This is a genomic window from Paractinoplanes pyxinae (assembly GCF_026626335.1).
GTDB classification, from domain to species: domain Bacteria; phylum Actinomycetota; class Actinomycetes; order Mycobacteriales; family Micromonosporaceae; genus Actinoplanes; species Actinoplanes pyxinae.
This window is the reverse complement of the sequence record NZ_JAPNTZ010000010.1, coordinates 145,284-165,697: the sequence shown is the minus strand read 5'-3', so window position 1 is coordinate 165,697 and position 20,414 is coordinate 145,284. Positions and strand designations below refer to the sequence as shown.

Here is a 20,414-nt window from a genome sequence, read left to right as displayed (position 1 = left end):
CGGTGACCGAGCCGCCGCACGACCGGACAAGAGCGCAGATCGAGGAGCAGTTTCGAGCTCGGATGGCCGAGCAGGACGCCCGGGATCCGCTGCGGAAGGTGCGCGACCTGCTGCAGACCTACGTCGAGGACGCCGTCGATCTTGACGAGGTGCGCGCGGACATGGCAAGCGTGGCCACCCACTCGACCCGGTACCTCCGGCAGGAGCTGGAGGCGCTCGAGTGGGTTCTCACCACGGAACAACCCAAGTACACACTGCTCGACCTCGTCGAGGGCGACGCGAACAAGGGCTTGGACCACGACCCGACTGACTCCGGGGCGGCGGTGTTTCTGTGGGAGGTCGCCCGGATCCTGCGTGAGGTGCTGGACGAGGCGGGACATCGATGATTGACGGGGCGCGGTAGAAAGAAGAAATGACCGAGCCTCTGCTGGACCCGGACAGTTCGCGCGAATATCTGCGCGACTGGAAGGGGCGCGTCGACCGGGCCGCCGCGGCCACCCAGGCCATGGCCGACCGGCTGGGTGACCTGCGGATCAGCGCCGTCGACGGCAACGGGCTGGTCGAGGTGACCATCGATTCCAGCGGCATGCTGATCGACGTGACGTTCACCGAGCGCATCCAGCGGGTCGCCCCCGACGTTGTCTCGCGGGCCGTTCTCACCGCCCTCGGCCGCGCGCGGCGCAAGGCGGCCGAGCTCAGCCGGCAGATCATCGACGAGACGATGGGGCCCGATTCGACGGCCGGCCGCGTGATCGGGCAGCGGATCGAGCAGCAGTTGGGCGGGGCGCGCGATGAGTGACGGCTTCCAGGTCGACGCGCAGCAGATCCGGGCCCACGCCACGAAGATCGACGCTATTCAGCAGCGGTTCGCCGCGGTGAAGTCGGCGAGCTCGGCCATTGTGCAGGACGACGCCGCGTACGGGCTGCTCTGCGGCTGGATGGCCGGCATTCTCGAGTCCCGGCACGCCAAACAGGACGAGCTCTACGCGTACGTCGAAGAGAACCTCCGCCTGGCCTCGGACGCTCTCATCCGCACCAGCCAGGACTACGAGCGCGCCGACGACGACGCGGCGAACCGCCTGCGTAAGGCCGGTGGTCTGTGATGACGAACCTGATCGCTGTCGCGTCGACCGGGCCGGGCACGTCCGGCGCCTCGCTGGTGGACAGCTTCCAGGGGCTGCAGCAGTCGATCGCGGGCGGCAGCTGGGTCGACCAGGCGCTGGCCGGCGGGGCGTTCGCGCTCGAGGCCGCCTCGGCCGTGCTCGACCCGTTCAGCACGCTGCTGGCCAACGGGCTGGGCTGGGCCATGGAGTACTTCGAGCCGCTGCGGGAGGTGCTGGACAAGCTGGCCGGCATGCCCGACCGGGTCGCCGCGCATGCCGCCACCTGGCAGAACATGGCCGGCGAGCTGGCCGCCATGTCGGCCGACCTGCAGGGTGCCCTGGCCGCCGACGTGCCCGACTGGACCGGGCCGGCGGCGATGACGTACCAGAGTCTGATGGCCAACAACGTCGACGCGCTGGGCGGGCTGTCGTCGCTGGCGGCCACCATGTCGGCGTCCACGCAGGCGGCCGGCAACCTGGTCATGTTCACCCGCGATCTCGTCCGGGACCTGATCGCCGACCTGGTGGCGCGGGTGATCGTCTGGGCCGCCGAGGCCTTGCTGGTGGTGACCATCCCCATCGTCGCCGCCCAGATCGCCTCGGCCGTGGTCAAGTGGGCCGGGCGGATTCTCGGCTACACGACCGCACTGGTCACGAGCCTGACCAACCTGACCCGCCTCGTGAACGGGTGACATCGCATCACCCCGAGGTGTGAGACCGGCAATCACTTCGCTACGTAGTCGTGTCATGGTTCGCATGTGAGTGATCAGCGCCGGGCGCCCGCCTACCTCGACGAGCTGCGCCCGCTGATGAGCCGGGTGGCCGTGGCCGACGATCCTTCGGTTCCGGCCGCCGCGATCCTGGCCGCCCTGCACGACCACCTCGAGACCGAGGAGTTCGCCACCAGCCTCTATCTGGTCTGGGGGTGCCTCGGCGAGAACGAGTGGGAACACGACCGGGCCGCCGACGCCGCCCGCGAGTGGCTGACCCTCGACCACCACGACCGCGACGCCGTCCGGCACTACTACGACCACTGGCTCTACGAGGTCTGCGGTTATCAGCGGCCTTAGGTCGGTGCCGTAATGTCGGGGCGTGAGCAGGTCGTTCGGTGAGACGTTGGCGCAGCTGCTGAAGGCCCGCTTCCCCATCCTCTACCTCGAGACGTACGAGGAACAGCGCGCCCTTCACCAGATCGCCGCCCTCGCCGGCGACGGCGCGCTCGTGCGCGTCCCGCGGGCCGTGTGGAGCTGGTCGGTGACCGGCGGCCTGATCCAGCCCGACGGCAAGGCCCGGGCCGGCGCCGAGCGGGCCACCGACGCCCTGCAGGCGATCCAGCGTGTCGACGAGCCGGCCGTGTTCGTCTTCCGCGACCTGCACCCGCTGCACCAGGACGGGCAGTACCCGCAGAACATGGAGCTCGTGCGGCGGCTGCGCGACGTCGCTCAGGCGTTCCGGGCCGGCCGCAGCCCGCGCTGTCTCGTGCTGGTCTCGCCGGTGCTGCACATCCCGGCCGAGCTCAGCAAGGACGTGACGATCGTCGACTTCCCGCTGCCGGGCCAGGCCGAGCTGCGCAGCCTGCTGGAGGCGATGATCCGGTCGAACCTCGGGTCGGGCCGGCTGCGGATCGCGCTGGACGAGGAGCAGCGGGAACGCTTCGTGGCGGCGGCACTGGGGCTGACCATGCAGGAGGCCGAGAACGCGTACGCCCGGGCCATGGTCAACGACGCCGTGCTCGATCTGGCCGACCTCGAGATCGTGCACGACGAGAAACGCCAGACCGTGCGCAAGTCGGGTGTGCTCGAGTTCGTGAGCACCGACATCGTGCTGGACGACGTCGGCGGCCTTCAGAAGCTCAAGAGCTGGCTGGTCAAACGGAACGGCTCGTGGCTGGCCGAGGCGGCCGAGTACGGTCTGCCCGCCCCGCGCGGCGTGCTGATCACGGGTGTGCCCGGCTGCGGCAAGTCGCTCACGGCCAAGGCCATGGCCACCGCGTGGGGGCTGCCGCTGCTGCGGTTCGACATCGGACGGGTGTTCTCGGGTCTGGTCGGTTCGAGCGAGCACAACATGCGTACGGCGTTGCGCACGGCCGAGGCGGTGGCGCCCTGCGTCCTGTGGGTCGACGAGATCGAGAAGGGCTTCGCGGGCGGCGCCGGCGGCGATTCCGGCACCGGGGCCCGGGTCTTCGGCACGTTCCTGACCTGGATGCAGGAGAAGAACGCGCCGGTCTTCGTGATCGCCACGGCCAACGACTTCGAGGGGCTGCCGCCCGAACTGCTCCGCAAGGGACGGTTCGACGAGACCTTCTTCGTCGACCTGCCCAGCCGCTCGGAGCGGGTCGCGGTGTGGCGGGTGCACCTGGGGCGGGCTCTGAGCCACCGCCGGGCCGCCGGGGAGCTGGCCGTCACCGACGAGCTGCTGACCGAGCTGGCCGGGTTGACCGGCGGCTACTCGGGCGCCGAGATCGAGCAGGCGGTCACGGCGGCCCTGTTCGACGCGTTCTCGGAACGCCGGCCGCTGGGCCGCGACGACCTGGTCCGCGCGGTGATGAGCATCGTCCCGCTCAGCGTCACCCAGGCCGAGCGGATCGAGGCCCTGCGCGGGTGGGCGAGCAACCGGGCGGTTTCGGCGACCGCCAACGACGACTGGGATCTCAGCAACAACTCCGGGAGCTCATGGTGAGTGTGTCTTTGTTGTTGGTGCCGCTGGCGATGGCCGGGGTGGCCGCCGTGCAGGCCGCGGCCGGGCGCTCGGCCGACGGGCGGACGGTGCAGGTGCAGACCCGGATGCGGGACGTCACGCTGCTCGCGGCTGCCCTGCGTGACATGGGCGCGTCGGTCAGCACGAACGGTGACGCGCTCACCGCCACCTTGAGCCAGGCCACCGCCACCTTCACGCGGGGCGCCGACGGCATCTGGGCCGCGCACGTCGAGGGCCTGGATCAGCCGCGGGCGGTCGATCTGGTGCTGGCCGTCGACGCCGCGTACGGGCGTCAGGTGCAGCAGGCGGTGCTGACCCGGCTGCGGGAGCAGGCGCCGGCGGCCGGGCTGCGGCTCGAATCGGAGTCGGTGAACGAGGACGCCAGCGTGCGGCTGGTCTTCGAGGTCGGGCAGGAGCGCAGGTGACAAACCCTCGTATCGTCGTGACGGTGACCGGCGACGGCCAGGTCACCGCCGAGACCGTGGACATCCTCGGCGACCGCTGCCTCGACTACATCGCCGTTCTCGAGGATCTGATCGGCGGCCAGGTGACCTCCAGCGCCTTTACCGCCGACTTCCACCGTACGCATGAGCAAGCGCAGGAACAGCAGGTGAACCGTGACGTGGACCCCGCCTGAACCGGGCTCTCAGCCACCGCCGCCGAACGGTCCGGCGGCCAAGTTGTCGTGGCGGCTCGGGCACAGCGTCTGGGTGCTGGCGCCGATCCTCAGCTTCGGCTGCCTGGGCGCGGCCGGCTTCCTGTACGTGGGCATCCGCGCCCGCAAGCCGCAGTGGTGGATCCCCGGTGTCGCGTACAGCGTGGTGGCCTGGGTCTTCTTCATCCTCGGCGGGGAGTCGGCCGACGGCTCGACTCAAGAAGACGTCTCGTACGCGATCTTCTTCGCGATGTGGGCCGCCAGCGTCGTCCACGCGTTGATCATCAACCCGGCCTGGCTCCGCTGGCGGGCCGGCTACCGCCCCTGGTACTCCCAGGCCCAGCCGCCGCCGATGGGCTGGAACCCGGCGCCGCCCGCACCGCCGCTGCCCCCGCAGATGCACGGCCTGGTCCCCGGCCCGCAGCAGTACTACGCCGGCCCGCCCGAGCCGAAAACCACAGGCCCGCAGGCGTACTACGCCGGCCCGCAAGAGCCGGGAACCACAGGCCCGCAGCCGTACAACACCGCGCCGTCATTCCATGCGGGCCCGCAGCCGTACAACCCCGGCCCGGTCGAGGTGAACACGGCCGACGCGGCGCGGCTGGCCACCCTCCCCCACTTCAACCCCGAACGCGTCGCCCACGTGCTCGCCGTACGGCAATCGCGGGGTGGTTTTGTCACCCTCAACGACTTCGCCGCCGCGGCCGGGCTCGCCCCGCACGAGTTGGTGGCCGTCCGCGACCGGATCGTCGTCACCCCGCCCCCACCGGAACCCGATCAGCCCGGACCGTTCGGCCGCATTGTCGATGTCTGAGCCGCCACCCGTTCGACTGGCCCGGTTCCTCGACCGCACCACGGCCGAGGGTCCGGGGGAACGCACCGCCATCTGGGTGCAGGGCTGCACGATCCGCTGCCCGGGCTGCTTCAACCCGCATCTGTTCGGGGCGCGCGGCGGCGTGCTCGTGCCACCGTCCGAATTGATTGGTCGGGTGCTGGCGGCGAACACCGAAGGGCTCACTCTGCTCGGCGGCGAGCCGTTCGAGCAGGCGACCGCCCTGGCCGCGGTGGCCGTCGGCGTCCGCGAGGCCGGGCGCACGGTCATGACGTTCACCGGCTACGAGTACGAGGATCTGCGGCGCCGGGACGACGCGGCGCCCCTGCTGGCGGCCACCGACCTGCTGGTGGCCGGCCCGTTCCGGCGGGATCTGATCGACCACAACCGGCCCTGGGTCGGCTCCACCAACCAGCAGTTCCTGCACCTGACCGACCGGATGCGCGAGGCCGCGGCCTTGCCCGATCGGCTCGAGGTGACGGTGACCGCGTCCGGCGAGGTCGCGGTCAACGGCTGGGCCGACGCGGAGACGCTGGACGCTCTCCTGGCCGGCGGAATGCTCCGTCACGGGCCGGCCGGCGCGGGGCGCAACCGCGCCGTCCCTCGCCGGCCCGCGACGGACGTTCTCTGAGGCGTTTCTCGTGACCGGGGGCCGGACTGCGGCTCCGGTCACGGGAAAGCACTAAGCGGCCGGCTCCAGGGCCGGTTCCACAGTGGTCCATTGAGCCGACTCGGCCGAGCGGCTGACCGCGTCCAGCACCAGCTGCACCTGCAGCGCGTCGGCGAACGACGGGGTCGGTTGCTGACCGGTGGCGATCGCCTCGATCAGGTCGCGCACCTCGTGGGTGAAGGTGTGCTCGTAGCCGATGCCGTGACCGGGCGGCCACCACGCCGACATGTACGGGTGGTCGGGCTCGGTCACCTGGATCAGGCTGAAGCCCTGCTCGGCCGTGGGCAGCGTGGCGTCGTAGAACTCGAGCTCGTTGAGCCGCTCGAAGTCGAACGCCAGCGAACCCAGCGAGCCGTTCAGCTCGACCCGCAGCGCGTTCTTGTGACCGGTCGCGAAGCGCGTCGCCTCGTACGTGGCCACGGCTCCCCCGTCGAGCCGGGCCAGGAACAGGGCCGCGTCGTCGACCGTCACGTCGCCCAGATTGCTGCCGTCGGACGACGCCGACAGCCCGGACGAGCCGGAGGTGAGCGGGCGCTGCTTGACGAACGTCTCGGTCAGCGCCGACACCGAGCTGATCGACTGGCCGGTCACGAACTGGGTCAGGTCGATGATGTGGGCGCCGATGTCGCCCAGCGCGCCCGAGCCCGCCAGCTCTTTCTGCAGGCGCCAGACCAGCGGGAACTGCGGGTCGACGATCCAGTCCTGCAGATAGCTGGCCCGGACGTGCCGGATGGCGCCGATGCGCCCGTCCTGGACGAGCTTGCGCATCAGGGCCACGGCGGGCACCCGGCGGTAATTGAAGGCACACATGGCCCGTACGCCGGAATTGGCGGCCTTCGCTGCCGCCGCGGCCATTTCACGGGCCTCGGCCACCGAGTTGGCCAGCGGCTTCTCGCAGAGCACGTGCTTGCCGGCGGCCAGCGCGGCCAGCGCGATCTCGGCGTGGGTGTCGCCCGGGGTGCAGATGTCGATCAGGTCGATGTCGTCCCGATCGATCAGCGTGCGCCAGTCGGTGGTGTGCCCGGCCCATCCGAGCTTCTCGGCGGCGGCCGCCACCCCTTCCGGGGAACGGCCGCTCACCGCGGTCATCTGTGCCGACAGCGGCAGGTCGAAGGCATGGTTGACGGTGCGCCAGGCCACCGAATGGGTGGCGCCCATGAACGCGTAGCCGACCATGCCGACCCGCAGCTGCTCCGACATCGAACCTCCTATGGTTGAGCGCGGATCAGAAGCCGAGCTTGGCGTACTGATCGGCGTTGTCCTTGGTGATCGTCTCGGAGGCGAGGGTGATCTCCTGGGGCACCTGCAGCTCGACCAGGTCGCTCATGCCCTTGCCCTGGCCGATGAGGCGGGCCAGCGAGATCGCCGAGGACGCCATCGACGGGCTGTAGGTCACTGTCGCCTTGAGCACCGAGTTGTCGGCCTTGATGGCGTCGATGGCCGCCTTCGAGCCGGCCCCGCCGACCATGAAGAACTCGCTGCGGTTGGTCTGCTTGATCGCCGCCAGCACACCGATGCCCTGGTCGTCGTCGTGGTTCCAGAGGGCGTCCATCTTGGGCAGCGCCTGCAGCAGGGCGGTCGCGGCGGCCTGGCCGGAGTCGGCGGTGAACTCGGCCGGGCGCCGGTTGGCCACCTTGAAGCCGAACTCGGCCAGCGCGACCTTGAAGCCCTCGCTGCGCTCCTGGGTGAGCTCGAGCGAGTCGATGCCCGGGATCTCGCCGATGATCGGGTTGGTCACGCCCTTGGCCTTGAGCTGGTTGCCGATGTAGTGACCGGCGGCCGTGCCCATGCCGAAGTTGTCGCCCTTGATCTGCAGGCGGAAGGCGGCCCGGGACGGGAAGGCGCGGTCGAGGTTGATGACCGGGATGCCGGCCCGCATGGCCTCGAGGCCGGCCGCGTCGAGCTCCTTGCCGTCGGCCGGGAGCATCACGATCACGGTGGGCTTCTGGGCCACCAGCGTCGAGATGGCGGCGCGCTGGGCGGCCGCGTCGGCCCCCGACTCGACCGGCTTGAACTCCACGTCGGGGTAGGCAGCGGCCTGCGCCTTGGCGTTGTTGGTGATGGCCGCGAGCCAGCCGTGGTCGGCGGCCGGGGCCGAGAAGCCGATGACGACCTTCTCGCCGGCGGCCGCGTTCGGGTTGGCGCTCGCGTCGGTGTTGGTGTTCACCTGCGCGTTGTTCTCGGGCTCGTTGCTCGTGCAGGCGGTGAGGAGGGCGCCGGCGCCGACGGCCGCGCCGCCGAACAGAATGCGCCTACGGGACAAAGCGGACATGATTCCTCCAAGGGGGTGCCCGGCCGGGCGGATCCGGGCGAAGAAAGATCAGCGCTTGAACAGTTGCGTCAGTGACTTGTAGCGGAACTGCTGGATCAGGACGGCGAGCACGATGATCGCGCCCTTCACCATGTTCTGGACCTCGGTGGAGAGGTTGTTGATGGCGAACAGGTTGGTGATGGTGGAGAAGACCAGCACCCCGAAGAGGGCGCCGACGATGGTGCCGCGGCCGCCGCTGAGCAGCGTGCCACCGATGATCGCGGCGGCGATCGCGTCCAGTTCGTACAGGTTGGCCATGGCCGCCTGGGCGCTGGTCGCCTGCGAGGTCAGCATGATCGCGGCGATGCCGCAGCAGAGGCCGGACAGCGCGTAGAGCAGCAGCGTGTGCCGCTTGACGTTGATGCCGGCCAGGCGGGCCGCCTCCGGGTTGCCGCCGACCGCGACCGTGCGCCGGCCGAAGGTTGTGCGGTTGAGCAGCACCCAGCCCGCGGCGACGACCAGGAAGAGGATCCAGACCAGCAGCGGGATGCCGAGCAGGCGCTCGCTGGCCAGGCTGTTGATGAAGTCGTTGGCCGAGACCTGGGTCTGCTTGGCCGAGATCTGCGCGGCCAGGCCCCGGGCGGCCACCAGCATCGCCAGTGTCGCGATGAAGGGCACCAATTTCCCGTACGAGATGAGGACCCCGTTGACGAGGCCGACCGCGATTCCCACGACCAGCGCCGTGAAGATCATGCCGCCCGCGCCGTAGCTCTGGGTCGCCAGCGTGGTGGCCCAGACCCCGGCCAGGGCGATGATCGCGCCGACCGACAGGTCGATGCCGCCCCCGATGATCACGAAGGTCATGCCGACCGTGACCACGCCGATCGCCGACGCCTGCTGCAGGATCGTCAGGAAGTTGTTCTTGACCCAGGTCGGGTCGCTGTAGAGGTCGGGCTTCGTGATGATGCCGACCACGATCAGGAGGACCAGCACGCCGACGAGCCCCAGATTGCGCAGGGTGTTCTCGTCGAGCTTGCGGCGTTCCTGCTTGGCGGGCGCCTCAGGGGGCGCCGTCTGGGTAGTCATGCTGGCTCCCCTTCCAGAATGGACTCAGTCGTGAGCGAACCGGCCATGATCATGTCGAGGACGGCGTCCTCGTCGATCGCCCCGGCCGGGGCCTCGTGGATGATCCGGCCCTCGCGCATCACCAGCACCCGGTCGGCCAGACCGAGCACCTCGGGCACCTCGCTGGAGACCAGCAGCACCCCCACGCCCCGCTCGGCCAGGTCGTGGATGACCTGGTAGAGCTCGGCCCGGGCGCCGACGTCGACACCGCGGGTGGGCTCGTCGAGCAGCAGCAGCTTCGTGTCCTCGAGCAGCCACCGGCCGACGACGACCTTCTGCTGGTTGCCGCCGGAGAGCGTCCGGATCGGACGGCTCACGTCGCGCGGCCGCAGTTCGAGCGCTTCGGCCGTCCGTTCGGCGGCCTTGCGCTCACCGCCGGCGTCGGTGAACCCGGCCTTGGCGAAGGTGCTGAACGACGCGAGCGTCATGTTCTTGTAGACCGGCTCGTCGAGCAGCAGGGCCTGGCTCTTGCGCTCCTCGGGCGCCATGCCCATGCCCTTGCGGACCGCGCTGCCGACGCTGGTGATCCGCTTGCCGTCGAGGGTGACGGTGCCGGAGTCGGCCCGGCGCGCGCCGAAGATCGTCTCGAGCAGCTCGGAGCGGCCCGACCCGACCAGGCCGGCGATGCCGACGATCTCGCCGGGGGCGACGGTCAGGCTCGCGTCGGCGAATTCGCCGGTGCGGCTCAGACCGTCGACGACCAGCAGCGGGTCGCGCTGCTCGGCCGGGCGGCGGGGCGGGAAGACGTACTCGATGGTGCGGCCGGTCATCCGGCTGACCAGGTCGCGAGTCGGGGTGGACCGGGCCGGCAGGTTGGCCGCGGTGGTGCGGCCGTCCTTGAGCACGGTCACCCGGTCGCCGATCTCGCGGATCTCTTCGAGCCGGTGCGAGATGTAGATGACCGCGATGCCCTGGGCGGTGAGCTCCCGGATGATCCGGAACAGGTTTTCCACCTCATCATGAGCGAGCACAGCGCTGGGCTCGTCCATGACGATCAGCCGGGCGTCGTGCGAGAGCGCACGGGCCATGCTGACGACCTGTTTGCCGGCGGCCGGCAGCGAGCGCACTGCCTGCCGCGGCGGAATCTCGCCGTGGCCGAGCCGGGACAGGATCTCCCGGGTCTTGGCGGCCGTGGAGCGCCGGCGGGTGAAGCCGAGCCGGCTGTCCTCGTGGCCCAGGAAGGCGTTCTCGGCGACGGAAAGGTCGTCGACGAGGTCGAGCTCCTGATAGATGGTGGCGATGCCGGCCCGCATGGCGGCCTGCGGCGTGGCCGGCGCGAAGGGCTCGCCCAGCCAGGTGATCTCGCCGCCGTCGGCGTGGTGCACGCCGGCCAGCGTCTTGATCAGCGTGGACTTGCCGGCGCCGTTCTGCCCGAGCAGGCAGTGCACCTCGCCGGCGCGCACCTCGAGCTGCACGCCGTCGAGGGCGCGGACGCCCGGGAAGGTCTTGACCACGTCGGTCAGGCGCAGGACCACGTCGCCGGGGCCCTCGCCGTCGGTGCTGTCCGGCGGGACCGGCACGTCGTTGTCGGATTTGAGGTCTTCACGCGGGGCGGGAATGGTCATGATGCCTGCTCGAAAGCCGTGTCGCTGGCCAGCACGGCGGCGCCGGTGACGCCGGCCCGGCTGCCCAGCTCCGAAAGGACAACGGGAAGGTTGCCGGTGGCCAGGGGCAGCGACCGGCGGTAGACCACACTGCGGATCTCGGCGAGCAGCACGTGACCCAGCAGGGCCAGGCCGCCGCCGATGACAATCATCGAAGGGTTGGAGAAGGACACCAGGGTGGCCAGGACGCCGCCGACGCGGCGGCCACCCTCGCGGATCAGGCGGATGCAGGTGACGTCGCCCTCGGCGGCGCCGTCGGCCACGTCGCGGGCCGAGATGTGGACCGCCGGCTCGGGGCCGTCGTCGCCCTCGCCCGCGGCCTCGCCGGCCGCCTGCAGCGCGGCCTGGTAGGCGGCGAGGCGCTCGGCCAGGGCCGGGGACTCGCCGGAGCGGGCCGCGGCCAGCGCGTCCCGGGCCAGGGCGAAGCCGCTGAACAGGGCCTCGAGGCAGCCGGTGTTGCCGCACGAGCAGACCGGGCCGTTGGGGTCGACCTGGATGTGGCCGATGTCGCCCGCGCAGCCGTCGACCCCGCGGTAGACCGTGCCGCCCAGGTGGATGCCGCAGCCGATGCCCGTGCCGATCTTGACGAACAGGAAGTCGTCGACCGAGTGGGCGACGCCGCCGTGCCGCTCGCCGATGGCCATGATGTTCACGTCGTTGTCGACGACGGCCGGGCACCCGTGCTCGCGGGCGAGCAGTTCCCGTACGGGATAGCGGTCCCACCCCGGCATGATCGGGGGCGACACCGGGACGCCGTCGCGAAAGCTGACCGGGCCGGGGACGCCGATGCCGACCGCGTCGAGCCGGTCGTAGGCGCCGTCGGTGCGAGCCTTGTGCAGCAGCTCGTTGACCCGTTGCAGTATCTGCCGCGGCCCCGAGCGGATGTCGGCCGACTCGCGGTAGGTCGCCACCGGCTCGAGCCGGCCGTTGGTGACCTCTATGTCGATCGAGCTGGCCCCGAGGTCGACGGCGGCGAAGCGCAGGCGCGGGTGCAGCTCGACCAGCGTCGAGCGCCGGCCGCCGCGGGAGGCGGCCATGCCGGCCTCGGCGATGAGGCCGGCCGCGACGAGGCGTTCGACCTCGGCCAGCAGCCGCGGCCGGGTCAGCTCGAGGCGATCCCCCAGCTCGGCCCGGGACACCGGTCCCTCGTCCCGCAGCAGGCGCAGAACCCGCAGGTGGGGAGCATCGGCGACGTGCACGAAGAACCTCCGGAGACGCTTAACACCGGGGTAACCCCTCGGTGTTGTGACGGTCACAGTAGGCGCGCTGTGCCTCCGGAGTCCATACCTTCTCGAAGATCATTCCTAACTTTTGTCTATTGGAGCAAAAGTTGGGTTCGTTATCGCCCGTTGACCTAGGTCTGCTTCTCTCCGGCCGGCGGATGGGGCCGGGCATGACAAGACCCCCGGCCCGAGGTGGCGGCCGGGGGTCTTTCGTTCTCGGTCAGTTCGTACTCAGGCCCTGTTCGCTGCCCTTCTTGAGCTTGCGGTCGTCGCGCAGCTCGAGGAACGGCTCGTCCGACGGGTCGTGGCCGGCGGCGATGGCGCGGCCCCGCTCGAGTTCGGCGTCGAGCTCGGCGCCCAGCAGGATCGCGATGTTCGAGATCCACAGCCAGACCAGGAAGGCGATGACACCGCCCAGGGTGCCGTACGTCTTGCTGTAGTTGGCGAAGTTGGCCAGGTAGATCGCGAAGGCGCCCGACGCGACCAGCCACAGCACGACGGCGAAGATGCCGCCCGGGCTGACCCAGCGGAAGCCGCCGGTCTTGGCGTTCGGCGAGGCCCAGTAGAGGATGGCGAACATCAGGCTGACCAGCAGGATCAGCACCGGCCACTTGGCGATGCTCCACACCGTCACGGCCACCCCGCCGAGGCCGATCTTCTCGCCGACCACCTGGGCCAGGTCGCCGGTGAAGACGACGATCACGGCCGAGAGGATGAGCATGATGCCGATGACGGCGGTGACGCCGACCCGGATCGGCAGGGTCTTCCAGATCGGCCGGCCCTCGGGCACGTCGTAGACGGCGTTCGAGGCGCGCATGAAGGCGGCCACGTAGCCCGACGCCGACCAGAAGGCCAGCAGCAGACCGACGATCGCCGCGAAGCCGGCCGCGCCCGTGTCCTGCACCTGGCTGAGCACCGTGTTGACCAGGTCCTCGATCTGCTGGTTGTTGGCGATCTCGCCCACCGTGTCCTGCACGGTCTGCTGGCCGTTGTCGCTCAGCATGCCCAGGATCGAGACGAGCACCAGCGCGCCGGGGAAGATCGACAGCACGCCGTAGTAGGTGAGGGCGGCGGCCCAGTCGGAGACGTTGTCCTCCGAGAACTGCTTGAACGTCCGCTTCACGGCGGCCATCAGGCCCTTGCCCTTGAGCTCGGTCGGGCTGTCCGGACCGGCGTCGGGCGACGGCGCGGACAGGTCGGCCGGCTTGTCCTCACCGGTCTTGGTGGTGGCGACGTCGTAGTCCTTGGCGCCCTTCGTCCGGGCGCGCTCGGCGTCGGGCGAGGAGTTCGCCTTCTCGTCGTCGTGCTTGTGACGCAGTTTCATCGTGGTTCCTCCAGGCGCACACCGTCCTCGGCCGGGTCGCTCGGCACGTGCCGCACTATCGCGGTGACGTGCTCCGACGACCCATGGACGTGATGCCCGCCACCAGGCTCCCTTAACCACCTTCTCCCCGTTCGGGAACGCCGGCGTTCTGGCCGAGGGCGCGAAAAGAAGGGCGGCGCCTGCGCGAACGTCCCCCGGCCGGTCTACTTGCAGAGCTGCTTGGCCATCCGGCGTCCGGCGACCGTCAGGCCCAGAACCATCAGTGCCAGCAGATAGGCCACGTCGGCCAGCTGCAGCCATCCCGTCGTGCCCGTGCTCAGCGCCCGGATCAGGTCGACCGAGCGGTACAGCGGCGTCGCCTCGATCAGCCAGCGCACGACCTCGGGATAGGCGGTGGGCGGGACGAACGTGCCGGAGAACAGGAACAGGGCGAACTGGCCGGCCGCGATCAGATCGAAGTCCTGCCAGCTGCGGATGATCGTCGACACCGCCATGCCCAGGGCGCCGAAGGCCAGGCCCACCAGCAGGGTGGCCGGCAGCATGACCAGCGCCCGGCTCCAGGTGGTGAGACCCATGAGCGTCATGATCACCACGAAGGCGGCCGAGTAGATCACGCCGCGGACCATGGCCCAGGCCAGCTCGCCCAGCGCGATCTCGATCGGGCGCACCGGCGTGGCCAGGATGCCCTCGTAGAGCCGGACGAACTTCATCTTGCCGAAGAAGTTGAACGTGGTCTCGGCCAGCGCGCCGGTCATCGCCGACGCCGCGAGCATGGCCGGCGCCACGAACTCGGCGTAGCCCACCACCTCGCCCCCGGGCAGCGTGATGTCGCCGATCAGCGCGCCCACGCCGACCCCGATCGAGAACAGGTAGAGCACCGGCTCGAGGAAGCCGGACACCATGACCACCCAGTAGGCCGAGCGCAGCGTCGAGATGTTGCGCTCGGTCACCGAGGCCGCCCGCCGGCCCGTGCCCTCGAAGGACAGCAGCCGCGGCATCACCAGACTCACCATGATCAGACCACCAGCCTTCGGCGGAAGCGGGCGTTGGCCAGCAGCCAGCCCGCGGCGCACCAGGCCAGCAGCACGGCCACGTGCACCAGCCCGATCAGGCCCGGGGCCAGCCCGAGCATCGCGTCGCGGCTCAGCTCGACGCCGTGCCACAGCGGGAACACGTAGGCCACCCAGCGCAGCAGCACGGGCAGCGACTCGACCGGGAAGAACACCCCGGAGAACAGCGACATGGGCAGCACGGCGAACCGCATCAGGATGATCAGGTAGCTGTCGCTGGTGATGCTGGCCGCGTAGGCCATCGTGGGCGCGGCCGAGGCCATGCCCACGAGCAGCGACACCAGCAGGGTCATCGGCGCCCACCACGAGTGCAGCGTGCCGAAGGCGGCCGCCACGGCCAGGAAGGCGGCCGCGGTCAGCAGCACCCGGAACAGCATGAAGGCGAGGTGGCCGCCGATGATGTCGGCCACCCGCAGCGGCGCCGCGGCCTGCGCGAAATAGACCTTGAGCCATTCGAAGTAGCTCAGCACCGGCCAGGTGGCCTCGCCGAACGCGGCCTGCATGGCCGTCGACGCGATCAGGCCGGGCACGATCCAGTCGATGTAGGGCACGCCGTCGATGCCGCCGCGCACGTAGGCGCCGACCCCGACGCCGAAGCCCAGCAGCGTGAGCAGCGGCATGACCAGCGTCGAGAGGGCGCTCGACCGCCAGGTGCGGCGATAGTTGACCAGGTGGTACTCGAGGACGGAGAGCGTGGCGGTCATCAGTCCACCAGCGTCCGGCCGGTGAGGTGCAGGAAGACGTCTTCCAGGCTGCTGCGGCGCACCAGCACGCTGGCCGGGCTGAGCGAGCGGCGGTTGACCTCGTCGGCCGCGCCGTCGCCGTCGCCGACGTAGAGCAGGATGCGGTCGGGCAGCACCTCGAGCCGGTCGCCGATGCCGGCCAGCTTGTCGGCGTAGGCCGCCTGGTCTTCCGTGTTGAAGCGCAGCTCGACCACCTCGCGCGTCGAGTACTGCTCGATCAGCGACCGCGGTGAGCCCTCGGCCACGATGCGGCCGCCGTCCATGACGACGAGCCGGTCGCACAGCTGCTCGGCCTCGTCCATGTAGTGGGTGGTGAGCACCAGCGTGACGCCCTGCTGCTTGAGCCGGAACAGGCGCTCCCACACCAGGTGGCGGGCCTGCGGGTCGAGGCCGGTGGTGGGCTCGTCGAGCAGCACCATCTCGGGCTGGTTGACCATGGCGCGGGCGATCGTGAGGCGCCGCTTCATGCCGCCCGACAGCGGCTCGACCTTGCTGTCGGCCCGCTCAGTCAGCTGCACGAACTCGAGCAGCTCGTCGGCCCGGCGGCGGGCCTCTTTGCGCGGGATGCCGAAGAAGCGCGCGTAGGTGGTGAGGTTCTCGCGCGTGGTCAGCTCGATGTCGAGGTTGTCGAGCTGGGGGCAGACGCCGAGCCGGCCGCGGATCTTGGGACCGTCGCGGCGCGGGTCCATGCCGAGGATCTTGAGCACCCCGTCGGTCGGCGGGGAGACACAACCGATCATGCGCATGGTCGAGCTCTTGCCCGCGCCGTTGGGCCCGAGGAAGCCGAACGCCTCGCCGCGGCGCACGTCGACGTCGATGCCGTCGACCGCCGTGAAGTCGCCGAACCGCTTGATCAGCCCACGCGCATGAATGAGGGATTCCACGCTCAGGACCTTAGAGAGGGGGTACGACAGAAACGACCGGAATTCAGTCCGGCGCGGCCATCGTCCCGCGCGCCGTGGTCACCAGCTGGTCGGTCAGCTCGACGACGGCGGGCAGCTCGACCGGCGTGCCCGAGTCGTACCGGACGGCCCAGGTGAGCCCGTTGCGCCCGGCCACCCGGCGCCCCACCACCCGCACGCCGCCCGCGCCGTTGGGCAGCGGGTGGTGCACCGTGTACGCCACCGACTTGGTGACCCGGGTGCGTACCTGGTCGGGCAGCTCCCCCGGCGACAGCAGCAGGAACGTCAGGATCGGGCCGTCCACGAAGACCGTGTAGCCCTCCCTCTCCTCGGCGATCTCGGCCGGCGTGATCCGCAGCTCGCGCCCCGACCAGGCCGCCTTGTGGATGTCGTGCCAGCCCAGGAACTGGGGCGAGCCGGGCAGCCACAGCCCGTGGTTGGTCGCGACGACCGCCTGCTCGTCGGAGACCAGCGCCCACGCCACCACCCGCTCGTCGGGCGAGAGGCGCGGCTTGAGCGCCGCCGGGAGGGACGGCTTCCGCCGAAGGAAGTTCACTCTCCACCTGCTGCCTGGTTACGCAGGGCACGCGCCTGCTGTTCGAGCGAGAAGAGCTCGCCGGCGAGGGCGAGATAGGCGTCCTTGTTGGCCACCGGGTTCATCCGCTGCACCTTGGACTTGAGGTCACGGATCCGGGTCGTCACCGCGCCCCACTGCAGCCGGGCCAGCGTCTTACGGACGTAGACCGGGTCGGCCGCGCCGTCGACGCGCAGCGGCTCGACCGCCAGTTCCGAGATGAGGCCCTGCCCGGCCAGGTCGGTGCAGGTGTCGCGCACCTTCTCGATCCACACGACGCCGCCCGAGGTCACCGAGGACGCCCCGCCGGCGCCGTCGACGGCCACCCGGATCGCCTGGTAGACCGGGTCGGCGTAGTTCTCGGCGCCGACCACGTCGAACATCGGGCCGGCCAGAACCGGCTCTTGCAGGGCCAGCTTCAGGGCCTCGCGCTCGACCAGCCGCTGCGGAGCCTCGGTGGCCGGGGCGGCCGGGCGAGCCGGCTGCTCGGCCTCAGCGCCGCGCTGAGCAGAGGCGACCGCCCGCTGCACCGGCTCCAGGTCCATCCCGAGGTCACCGGCGAGCTTCCGCGCGTACTCGGGACGCTTCTCCCTGTCTTTGATCTTGGCGACCAGCGGCGCGGCCTTGCGCATGGCCTCGACGCGACCCTCGACCGTGTCCAGGTCGAAGCGCGAGATGGTGTGCCGCAACGCGAAGTCGACCAGCGGCTCGCGACCGGCGATCATGTCGCGGACGGCCAGGTCGCCCCGGGCCAGCCGCAGCTCGCACGGGTCCATGTTGTCCGGGCTGACGGCGATGAACGTGCGGCCGACGAAACGCTGGTCCTCTTCGAAGGCGCGCAACGCCGCCTTCTGGCCGGCCGCGTCGCCGTCGAACGTGTAGATGATCTCGCCGGTGAAGCTGTCGCTGTCCATCAGCAGGCGCCGCAGCACCCCGATGTGGTCGACGCCGAACGCCGTGCCGCAGGTGGCCACGGCCGTCGGCTCGCCCGCCTCGTGGCAGGCCATCACGTCGGTGTAGCCCTCGACGATCACGGCCCGGCCCCGCTTGGCGATCTCGCGCTTGGCGTGGTCGATGCCGTAGAGCACGTGCGACTTCTTGTACAGCGGCGTCTCGGGGGTGTTCAGGTATTTCGGGCCGTCGTCGTCGTCGAACAGCTTGCGGGCGCCGAAGCCGATCACGTCGCCCGAGAGGTCGCGGATGGGCCACAGCAGCCGGCGCCGGAACCGGTCGATGAGCGAACCGGAGCGGGCCGGCTTCGTCAGGCCGGCCGTGTTCAGCTCCTCGGCCGTGAAGCCCTTCTGCCGCAGGTGCTTGGCCAGCGCGTCCCACGAGTCGGGGGCGAAACCGCAGCCGTACCGCTCGGCCGAGTCGCGCCCGAAGCCCCGCTCGGCGAGGAACTGGCGAGCTTTGCGGGCGCCGGGCGTGCCGAGCTGGTCGCGGTAGAAGTCGGCCGCCGCCACGTGCGCCGCCAGCAGCCGCTGCTTCTGCCCGACCTGCGGACGCGGGCCGCTGGGCGCGCCGGTCTCGTCGTACCGCAGCTGGATGCCGGCCCGGCCGGCCAGGCGCTCGATCGACTCGATGAACGACAGGTGCTCGGCGTCCATGAGGAACTTGATGGCGTCGCCACCGGCCCCGCAACCGTGGCAGTAATACACATTTCGGGCAGGAGCCACCGTGAACGACGGCGTCTTCTCGTCGTGGAAGGGACACAGTCCCTTCAGGTTGCCGCCGCCCGCGGGACGCAGCGTCACCGACTCGCTGATGATGTCGGCGATCGACGTGCGGTCGCGGACGAGCGCGATGTCTTCGTCCTTGACCCGGCCCGCCACGGCATACATCCTGCCTCGCCTCAGGCCCGGGCTGCCACCAGGGTCCGGTGCCAGTTCACGGCGGCCGTGTCGGTGAGCGACGCCACCTGGTCGATCACCACTCGCAGGGCCTCGGCGTCACTCTGCGCAGCCTGAAAGAGCGGGGAAAAGACCGGGTCAAGAGCCTCCGGCGTACGCATCAAAGCCCCCACCAGCTCAATCAAGATCACCCGCTGTTCCTCGTACCAGCCCTCGGCCGCTCTCGTCCGCATCACGTAGCGCAACGCCATCCCCTTGAGCAGCGCACACTGATTACGCACAGTGCGCGGCACGATGAGGTCGGCGTCGTACCGGCGCACCGGAGCAGTGCCGTACCGGCTCTGCGTCGCGCCGACCGCCGAGGCGACGAACCGGCCGGTCAGCACGCTGGTCATCCGTTTGAGACCGACCTGGGCGGCGTAGCTGCCGTCGTACCGGGCGACCTCGGTCACCACCGGGTCGGCCAGCAGCTGGTCGAGGGCGGCGGCCAGCTCCCCGGGCGGCTCGTCGGAGTACGTGCCGGACACGTCGGCGCACAGGGCGGCCCGCTCGTCGGGGTCGTTGAGCAGCGGCAGCAGCTTGATGTACTCGCCGTGCACCCCGTCCTCGACGTCGTGCACCGAGTACGCCACGTCGTCGGCCCAGTCCATGACCTGAGCCTCCAGGCAGCGCCGCTCCCCCAGCTCGGCCGGGCGCATCCAGTCGAAGACGGGCCGGTCATCGGCGTACACCCCGAACTTGCGCCGGCCCGGCTCGAAGCCCCAGGGATATTTGCAGCTGGCGTCGAGCGAGGCCCGGGTCAGGTTGAGCCCGGCCCCGGGCACCTTGGCCTCGAGCCGGGTCAGCACCCGCAGGGTCTGGGCGTTGCCCTCGAAGCCGCCGCACGGCTCGGCCACCTGGTGCAGCGCGTGCTCGCCGTTGTGCCCGAACGGCGGGTGGCCCAGGTCGTGGGCGAGGCCGGCCACGTCGACGACATCGGGGTCGCAGCCCAGGCGTTCGCCCATCTCGCGGGAGATCTGCGCCACCTCGAGGGAGTGGGTCAGCCTCGTGCGCAGGAAGTCGTCCGACCCGGCCGTGTGCACCTGGGTCTTGGCGGCGAGCCGGCGGAACCCGGCGGAGTGCAGCACCCGGGCCCGGTCGCGCTGGTACGGCGTACGTCCGTAACCGCTGTCCTTCGCCGGCTCGGGGATCCAGCGCTGGGCCTCGAACGCCTGCATGGACTCAACCCTAGGCGGCGCGGCCCGGCCTATTCGCGCTTCGACGACAGGACGCAGAACTCGTTGCCCTCGGGGTCGGCCAGCACGACCCAGGGCACGTCGTCGCCCTGGCCGATGTCGGTGTGCCGGGCGCCCATGTCCAGCAGGCGCTCGACCTCGGCCTCCTGGTCGTCCGGGCGCAGATCGATGTGCAGGCGGTTCTTGACCGTCTTGGCCTCGGCGGCCACGCCGAAGAGCAGGCCGGGCAGCTCCTCACGACTGCGGCGGATCTCCACCTCGTCGGGCTGCTCGTGCACGATCACGTAGCCGAGCGCCTCGGCCCACCAGCGGGCCAGCCGCGCGGGGTCCTCCGCGTCGACGACGATCTGCTCCCATTGGCTCGGCATACACGTTCCCTTCATCGAGAAGTGGCGATCATGTTACGCGCCCGTGTCGTGTCCCGCCGTTCACGTGGGTGCGAGGCGAGGTCCAGGTGGTGGCTGGCGTCGGCCGCAGGACGGTCGCATACCGGGGTTGTATGCGGCCGTTCTGCGGACGCCGTCAGGCGCCGCCTGGGCCACGCCGCAGCCCCACG

23 protein-coding genes are annotated in these 20,414 nt (G+C 70.5%); 10 read left to right on the top strand and 13 right to left on the bottom strand.

Going from position 1 to position 20,414, the window contains the following annotated elements:
- The first annotated feature begins 2 nt into the window (after positions 1–2).
- From OWR29_RS27905 to OWR29_RS27860, 10 genes are all read left to right on the top strand, one after another.
- On the top strand, positions 3–386 hold the full coding sequence (locus OWR29_RS27905) for a hypothetical protein (RefSeq protein WP_267566234.1): 384 nt from the start codon (positions 3–5) through the stop codon (positions 384–386).
- A 26-nt stretch (positions 387–412) separates the two neighbouring features.
- On the top strand, positions 413–799 hold the full coding sequence (locus tag OWR29_RS27900; protein ID WP_267566233.1) for a YbaB/EbfC family nucleoid-associated protein: 387 nt from the start codon (positions 413–415) through the stop codon (positions 797–799).
- On the top strand, positions 792–1,103 hold the full coding sequence (locus OWR29_RS27895; protein ID WP_267566232.1) for a type VII secretion target: 312 nt from the start codon (positions 792–794) through the stop codon (positions 1,101–1,103). Before OWR29_RS27900 ends, OWR29_RS27895 begins: the two co-directional genes overlap by 8 nt.
- Positions 1,103–1,795 (top strand): WXG100 family type VII secretion target, encoded by a 693-nt coding sequence (locus tag OWR29_RS27890; RefSeq protein WP_267566231.1) that lies wholly within the window; start codon positions 1,103–1,105, stop codon positions 1,793–1,795. The genes OWR29_RS27895 and OWR29_RS27890 overlap by 1 nt, the downstream gene beginning before the upstream one ends.
- 66 nt (positions 1,796–1,861) lie before the next feature.
- Positions 1,862–2,173: a hypothetical protein gene (locus OWR29_RS27885; RefSeq protein WP_267566230.1), complete on the top strand. Its 312-nt coding sequence runs from the start codon at positions 1,862–1,864 to the stop codon at positions 2,171–2,173.
- Positions 2,174–2,195: 22 nt separating this feature from the next.
- Positions 2,196–3,782: a Ycf46 family AAA ATPase gene (locus OWR29_RS27880; RefSeq protein WP_267566229.1), complete on the top strand. Its 1,587-nt coding sequence runs from the start codon at positions 2,196–2,198 to the stop codon at positions 3,780–3,782.
- A complete protein-coding gene (locus OWR29_RS27875; protein WP_267566228.1) occupies positions 3,776–4,225 on the top strand; it encodes a hypothetical protein in 450 nt (149 codons plus the stop codon). Before OWR29_RS27880 ends, OWR29_RS27875 begins: the two co-directional genes overlap by 7 nt.
- Positions 4,222–4,437, top strand: coding sequence for a DUF2997 domain-containing protein (locus tag OWR29_RS27870; RefSeq protein WP_267566227.1), 216 nt, complete (start codon positions 4,222–4,224; stop codon positions 4,435–4,437). Before OWR29_RS27875 ends, OWR29_RS27870 begins: the two co-directional genes overlap by 4 nt.
- Positions 4,418–5,269 (top strand): ComEA family DNA-binding protein, encoded by an 852-nt coding sequence (locus tag OWR29_RS27865; protein ID WP_267566226.1) that lies wholly within the window; start codon positions 4,418–4,420, stop codon positions 5,267–5,269. The genes OWR29_RS27870 and OWR29_RS27865 overlap by 20 nt, the downstream gene beginning before the upstream one ends.
- Positions 5,262–5,918: a 4Fe-4S single cluster domain-containing protein gene (locus OWR29_RS27860; protein ID WP_267566225.1), complete on the top strand. Its 657-nt coding sequence runs from the start codon at positions 5,262–5,264 to the stop codon at positions 5,916–5,918. Before OWR29_RS27865 ends, OWR29_RS27860 begins: the two co-directional genes overlap by 8 nt.
- A gap of 51 nt (positions 5,919–5,969) precedes the next feature.
- Here OWR29_RS27860 and OWR29_RS27855 read toward each other — a convergent pair whose 3' ends face one another.
- The 13 genes from OWR29_RS27855 to OWR29_RS27795 form a co-directional block, all read right to left on the bottom strand.
- Positions 5,970–7,157, bottom strand: a complete 1,188-nt coding sequence (locus tag OWR29_RS27855; protein WP_267566224.1) for a Gfo/Idh/MocA family protein — start codon at positions 7,155–7,157, stop codon at positions 5,970–5,972.
- A gap of 25 nt (positions 7,158–7,182) precedes the next feature.
- Positions 7,183–8,229 (bottom strand): substrate-binding domain-containing protein, encoded by a 1,047-nt coding sequence (locus OWR29_RS27850; protein WP_267566223.1) that lies wholly within the window; start codon positions 8,227–8,229, stop codon positions 7,183–7,185.
- A gap of 48 nt (positions 8,230–8,277) precedes the next feature.
- A complete protein-coding gene (locus OWR29_RS27845) occupies positions 8,278–9,294 on the bottom strand; it encodes an ABC transporter permease (RefSeq protein WP_267566222.1) in 1,017 nt (338 codons plus the stop codon).
- Positions 9,291–10,898 carry a sugar ABC transporter ATP-binding protein gene (locus OWR29_RS27840; RefSeq protein WP_438872663.1) on the bottom strand — a complete coding sequence of 536 codons (1,608 nt, stop codon included), beginning with the start codon at positions 10,896–10,898 and terminating at the stop codon, positions 9,291–9,293. The genes OWR29_RS27845 and OWR29_RS27840 overlap by 4 nt, the downstream gene beginning before the upstream one ends.
- On the bottom strand, positions 10,895–12,136 hold the full coding sequence (locus tag OWR29_RS27835) for an ROK family transcriptional regulator (protein WP_267566221.1): 1,242 nt from the start codon (positions 12,134–12,136) through the stop codon (positions 10,895–10,897). The genes OWR29_RS27840 and OWR29_RS27835 overlap by 4 nt, the downstream gene beginning before the upstream one ends.
- Before the next feature lie 244 nt (positions 12,137–12,380).
- Positions 12,381–13,484, bottom strand: coding sequence for a YihY/virulence factor BrkB family protein (locus OWR29_RS27830; protein WP_267566220.1), 1,104 nt, complete (start codon positions 13,482–13,484; stop codon positions 12,381–12,383).
- Between the two features lie 203 nt (positions 13,485–13,687).
- Positions 13,688–14,497 (bottom strand): ABC transporter permease, encoded by an 810-nt coding sequence (locus tag OWR29_RS27825; protein WP_267566219.1) that lies wholly within the window; start codon positions 14,495–14,497, stop codon positions 13,688–13,690.
- Positions 14,498–14,499: 2 nt separating this feature from the next.
- Positions 14,500–15,258: an ABC transporter permease gene (locus OWR29_RS27820; RefSeq protein WP_267566218.1), complete on the bottom strand. Its 759-nt coding sequence runs from the start codon at positions 15,256–15,258 to the stop codon at positions 14,500–14,502.
- Positions 15,258–16,181 carry an ABC transporter ATP-binding protein gene (locus OWR29_RS27815; RefSeq protein ID WP_267566217.1) on the bottom strand — a complete coding sequence of 308 codons (924 nt, stop codon included), beginning with the start codon at positions 16,179–16,181 and terminating at the stop codon, positions 15,258–15,260. Before OWR29_RS27815 ends, OWR29_RS27820 begins: the two co-directional genes overlap by 1 nt.
- 43 nt (positions 16,182–16,224) lie before the next feature.
- A complete protein-coding gene (locus OWR29_RS27810) occupies positions 16,225–16,755 on the bottom strand; it encodes a hypothetical protein (protein WP_267566216.1) in 531 nt (176 codons plus the stop codon).
- Complete coding sequence (gene dnaG / locus OWR29_RS27805) at positions 16,752–18,614, bottom strand: DNA primase (RefSeq protein WP_267566215.1); 1,863 nt, start codon at positions 18,612–18,614, stop codon at positions 16,752–16,754. Before dnaG ends, OWR29_RS27810 begins: the two co-directional genes overlap by 4 nt.
- An 11-nt stretch (positions 18,615–18,625) precedes the next feature.
- Complete coding sequence (locus OWR29_RS27800) at positions 18,626–19,840, bottom strand: deoxyguanosinetriphosphate triphosphohydrolase (RefSeq protein ID WP_267566214.1); 1,215 nt, start codon at positions 19,838–19,840, stop codon at positions 18,626–18,628.
- A gap of 29 nt (positions 19,841–19,869) precedes the next feature.
- A complete protein-coding gene (locus tag OWR29_RS27795) occupies positions 19,870–20,226 on the bottom strand; it encodes a VOC family protein (RefSeq protein WP_267566213.1) in 357 nt (118 codons plus the stop codon).
- Positions 20,227–20,414: the final 188 nt, after the last annotated feature.

Bases quoted from the DNA above. Each gene is read 5' to 3' on its own strand.
- OWR29_RS27900 (WP_267566233.1), top strand. From the start codon at position 413: ATGACCGAGCCTCTGCTGGACCCGGACAGTTCGCGCGAATATCTGCGC.
- OWR29_RS27895 (WP_267566232.1), top strand. From the start codon at position 792: ATGAGTGACGGCTTCCAGGTCGACGCGCAGCAGATCCGGGCCCACGCC.
- OWR29_RS27890 (WP_267566231.1), top strand. From the start codon at position 1,103: ATGACGAACCTGATCGCTGTCGCGTCGACCGGGCCGGGCACGTCCGGC.
- OWR29_RS27875 (WP_267566228.1), top strand. From the start codon at position 3,776: ATGGTGAGTGTGTCTTTGTTGTTGGTGCCGCTGGCGATGGCCGGGGTG.
- OWR29_RS27860 (WP_267566225.1), top strand. From the start codon at position 5,262: ATGTCTGAGCCGCCACCCGTTCGACTGGCCCGGTTCCTCGACCGCACC.
- OWR29_RS27855 (WP_267566224.1), bottom strand. From the start codon at position 7,157: ATGTCGGAGCAGCTGCGGGTCGGCATGGTCGGCTACGCGTTCATGGGC.
- OWR29_RS27850 (WP_267566223.1), bottom strand. From the start codon at position 8,229: ATGTCCGCTTTGTCCCGTAGGCGCATTCTGTTCGGCGGCGCGGCCGTC.
- OWR29_RS27845 (WP_267566222.1), bottom strand. From the start codon at position 9,294: ATGACTACCCAGACGGCGCCCCCTGAGGCGCCCGCCAAGCAGGAACGC.
- OWR29_RS27840 (WP_438872663.1), bottom strand. From the start codon at position 10,898: ATGACCATTCCCGCCCCGCGTGAAGACCTCAAATCCGACAACGACGTG.
- OWR29_RS27830 (WP_267566220.1), bottom strand. From the start codon at position 13,484: ATGAAACTGCGTCACAAGCACGACGACGAGAAGGCGAACTCCTCGCCC.
- OWR29_RS27825 (WP_267566219.1), bottom strand. From the start codon at position 14,497: ATGGTGAGTCTGGTGATGCCGCGGCTGCTGTCCTTCGAGGGCACGGGC.
- OWR29_RS27820 (WP_267566218.1), bottom strand. From the start codon at position 15,258: ATGACCGCCACGCTCTCCGTCCTCGAGTACCACCTGGTCAACTATCGC.
- dnaG (WP_267566215.1), bottom strand. From the start codon at position 18,614: ATGTATGCCGTGGCGGGCCGGGTCAAGGACGAAGACATCGCGCTCGTC.
- OWR29_RS27800 (WP_267566214.1), bottom strand. From the start codon at position 19,840: ATGCAGGCGTTCGAGGCCCAGCGCTGGATCCCCGAGCCGGCGAAGGAC.
- OWR29_RS27795 (WP_267566213.1), bottom strand. From the start codon at position 20,226: ATGCCGAGCCAATGGGAGCAGATCGTCGTCGACGCGGAGGACCCCGCG.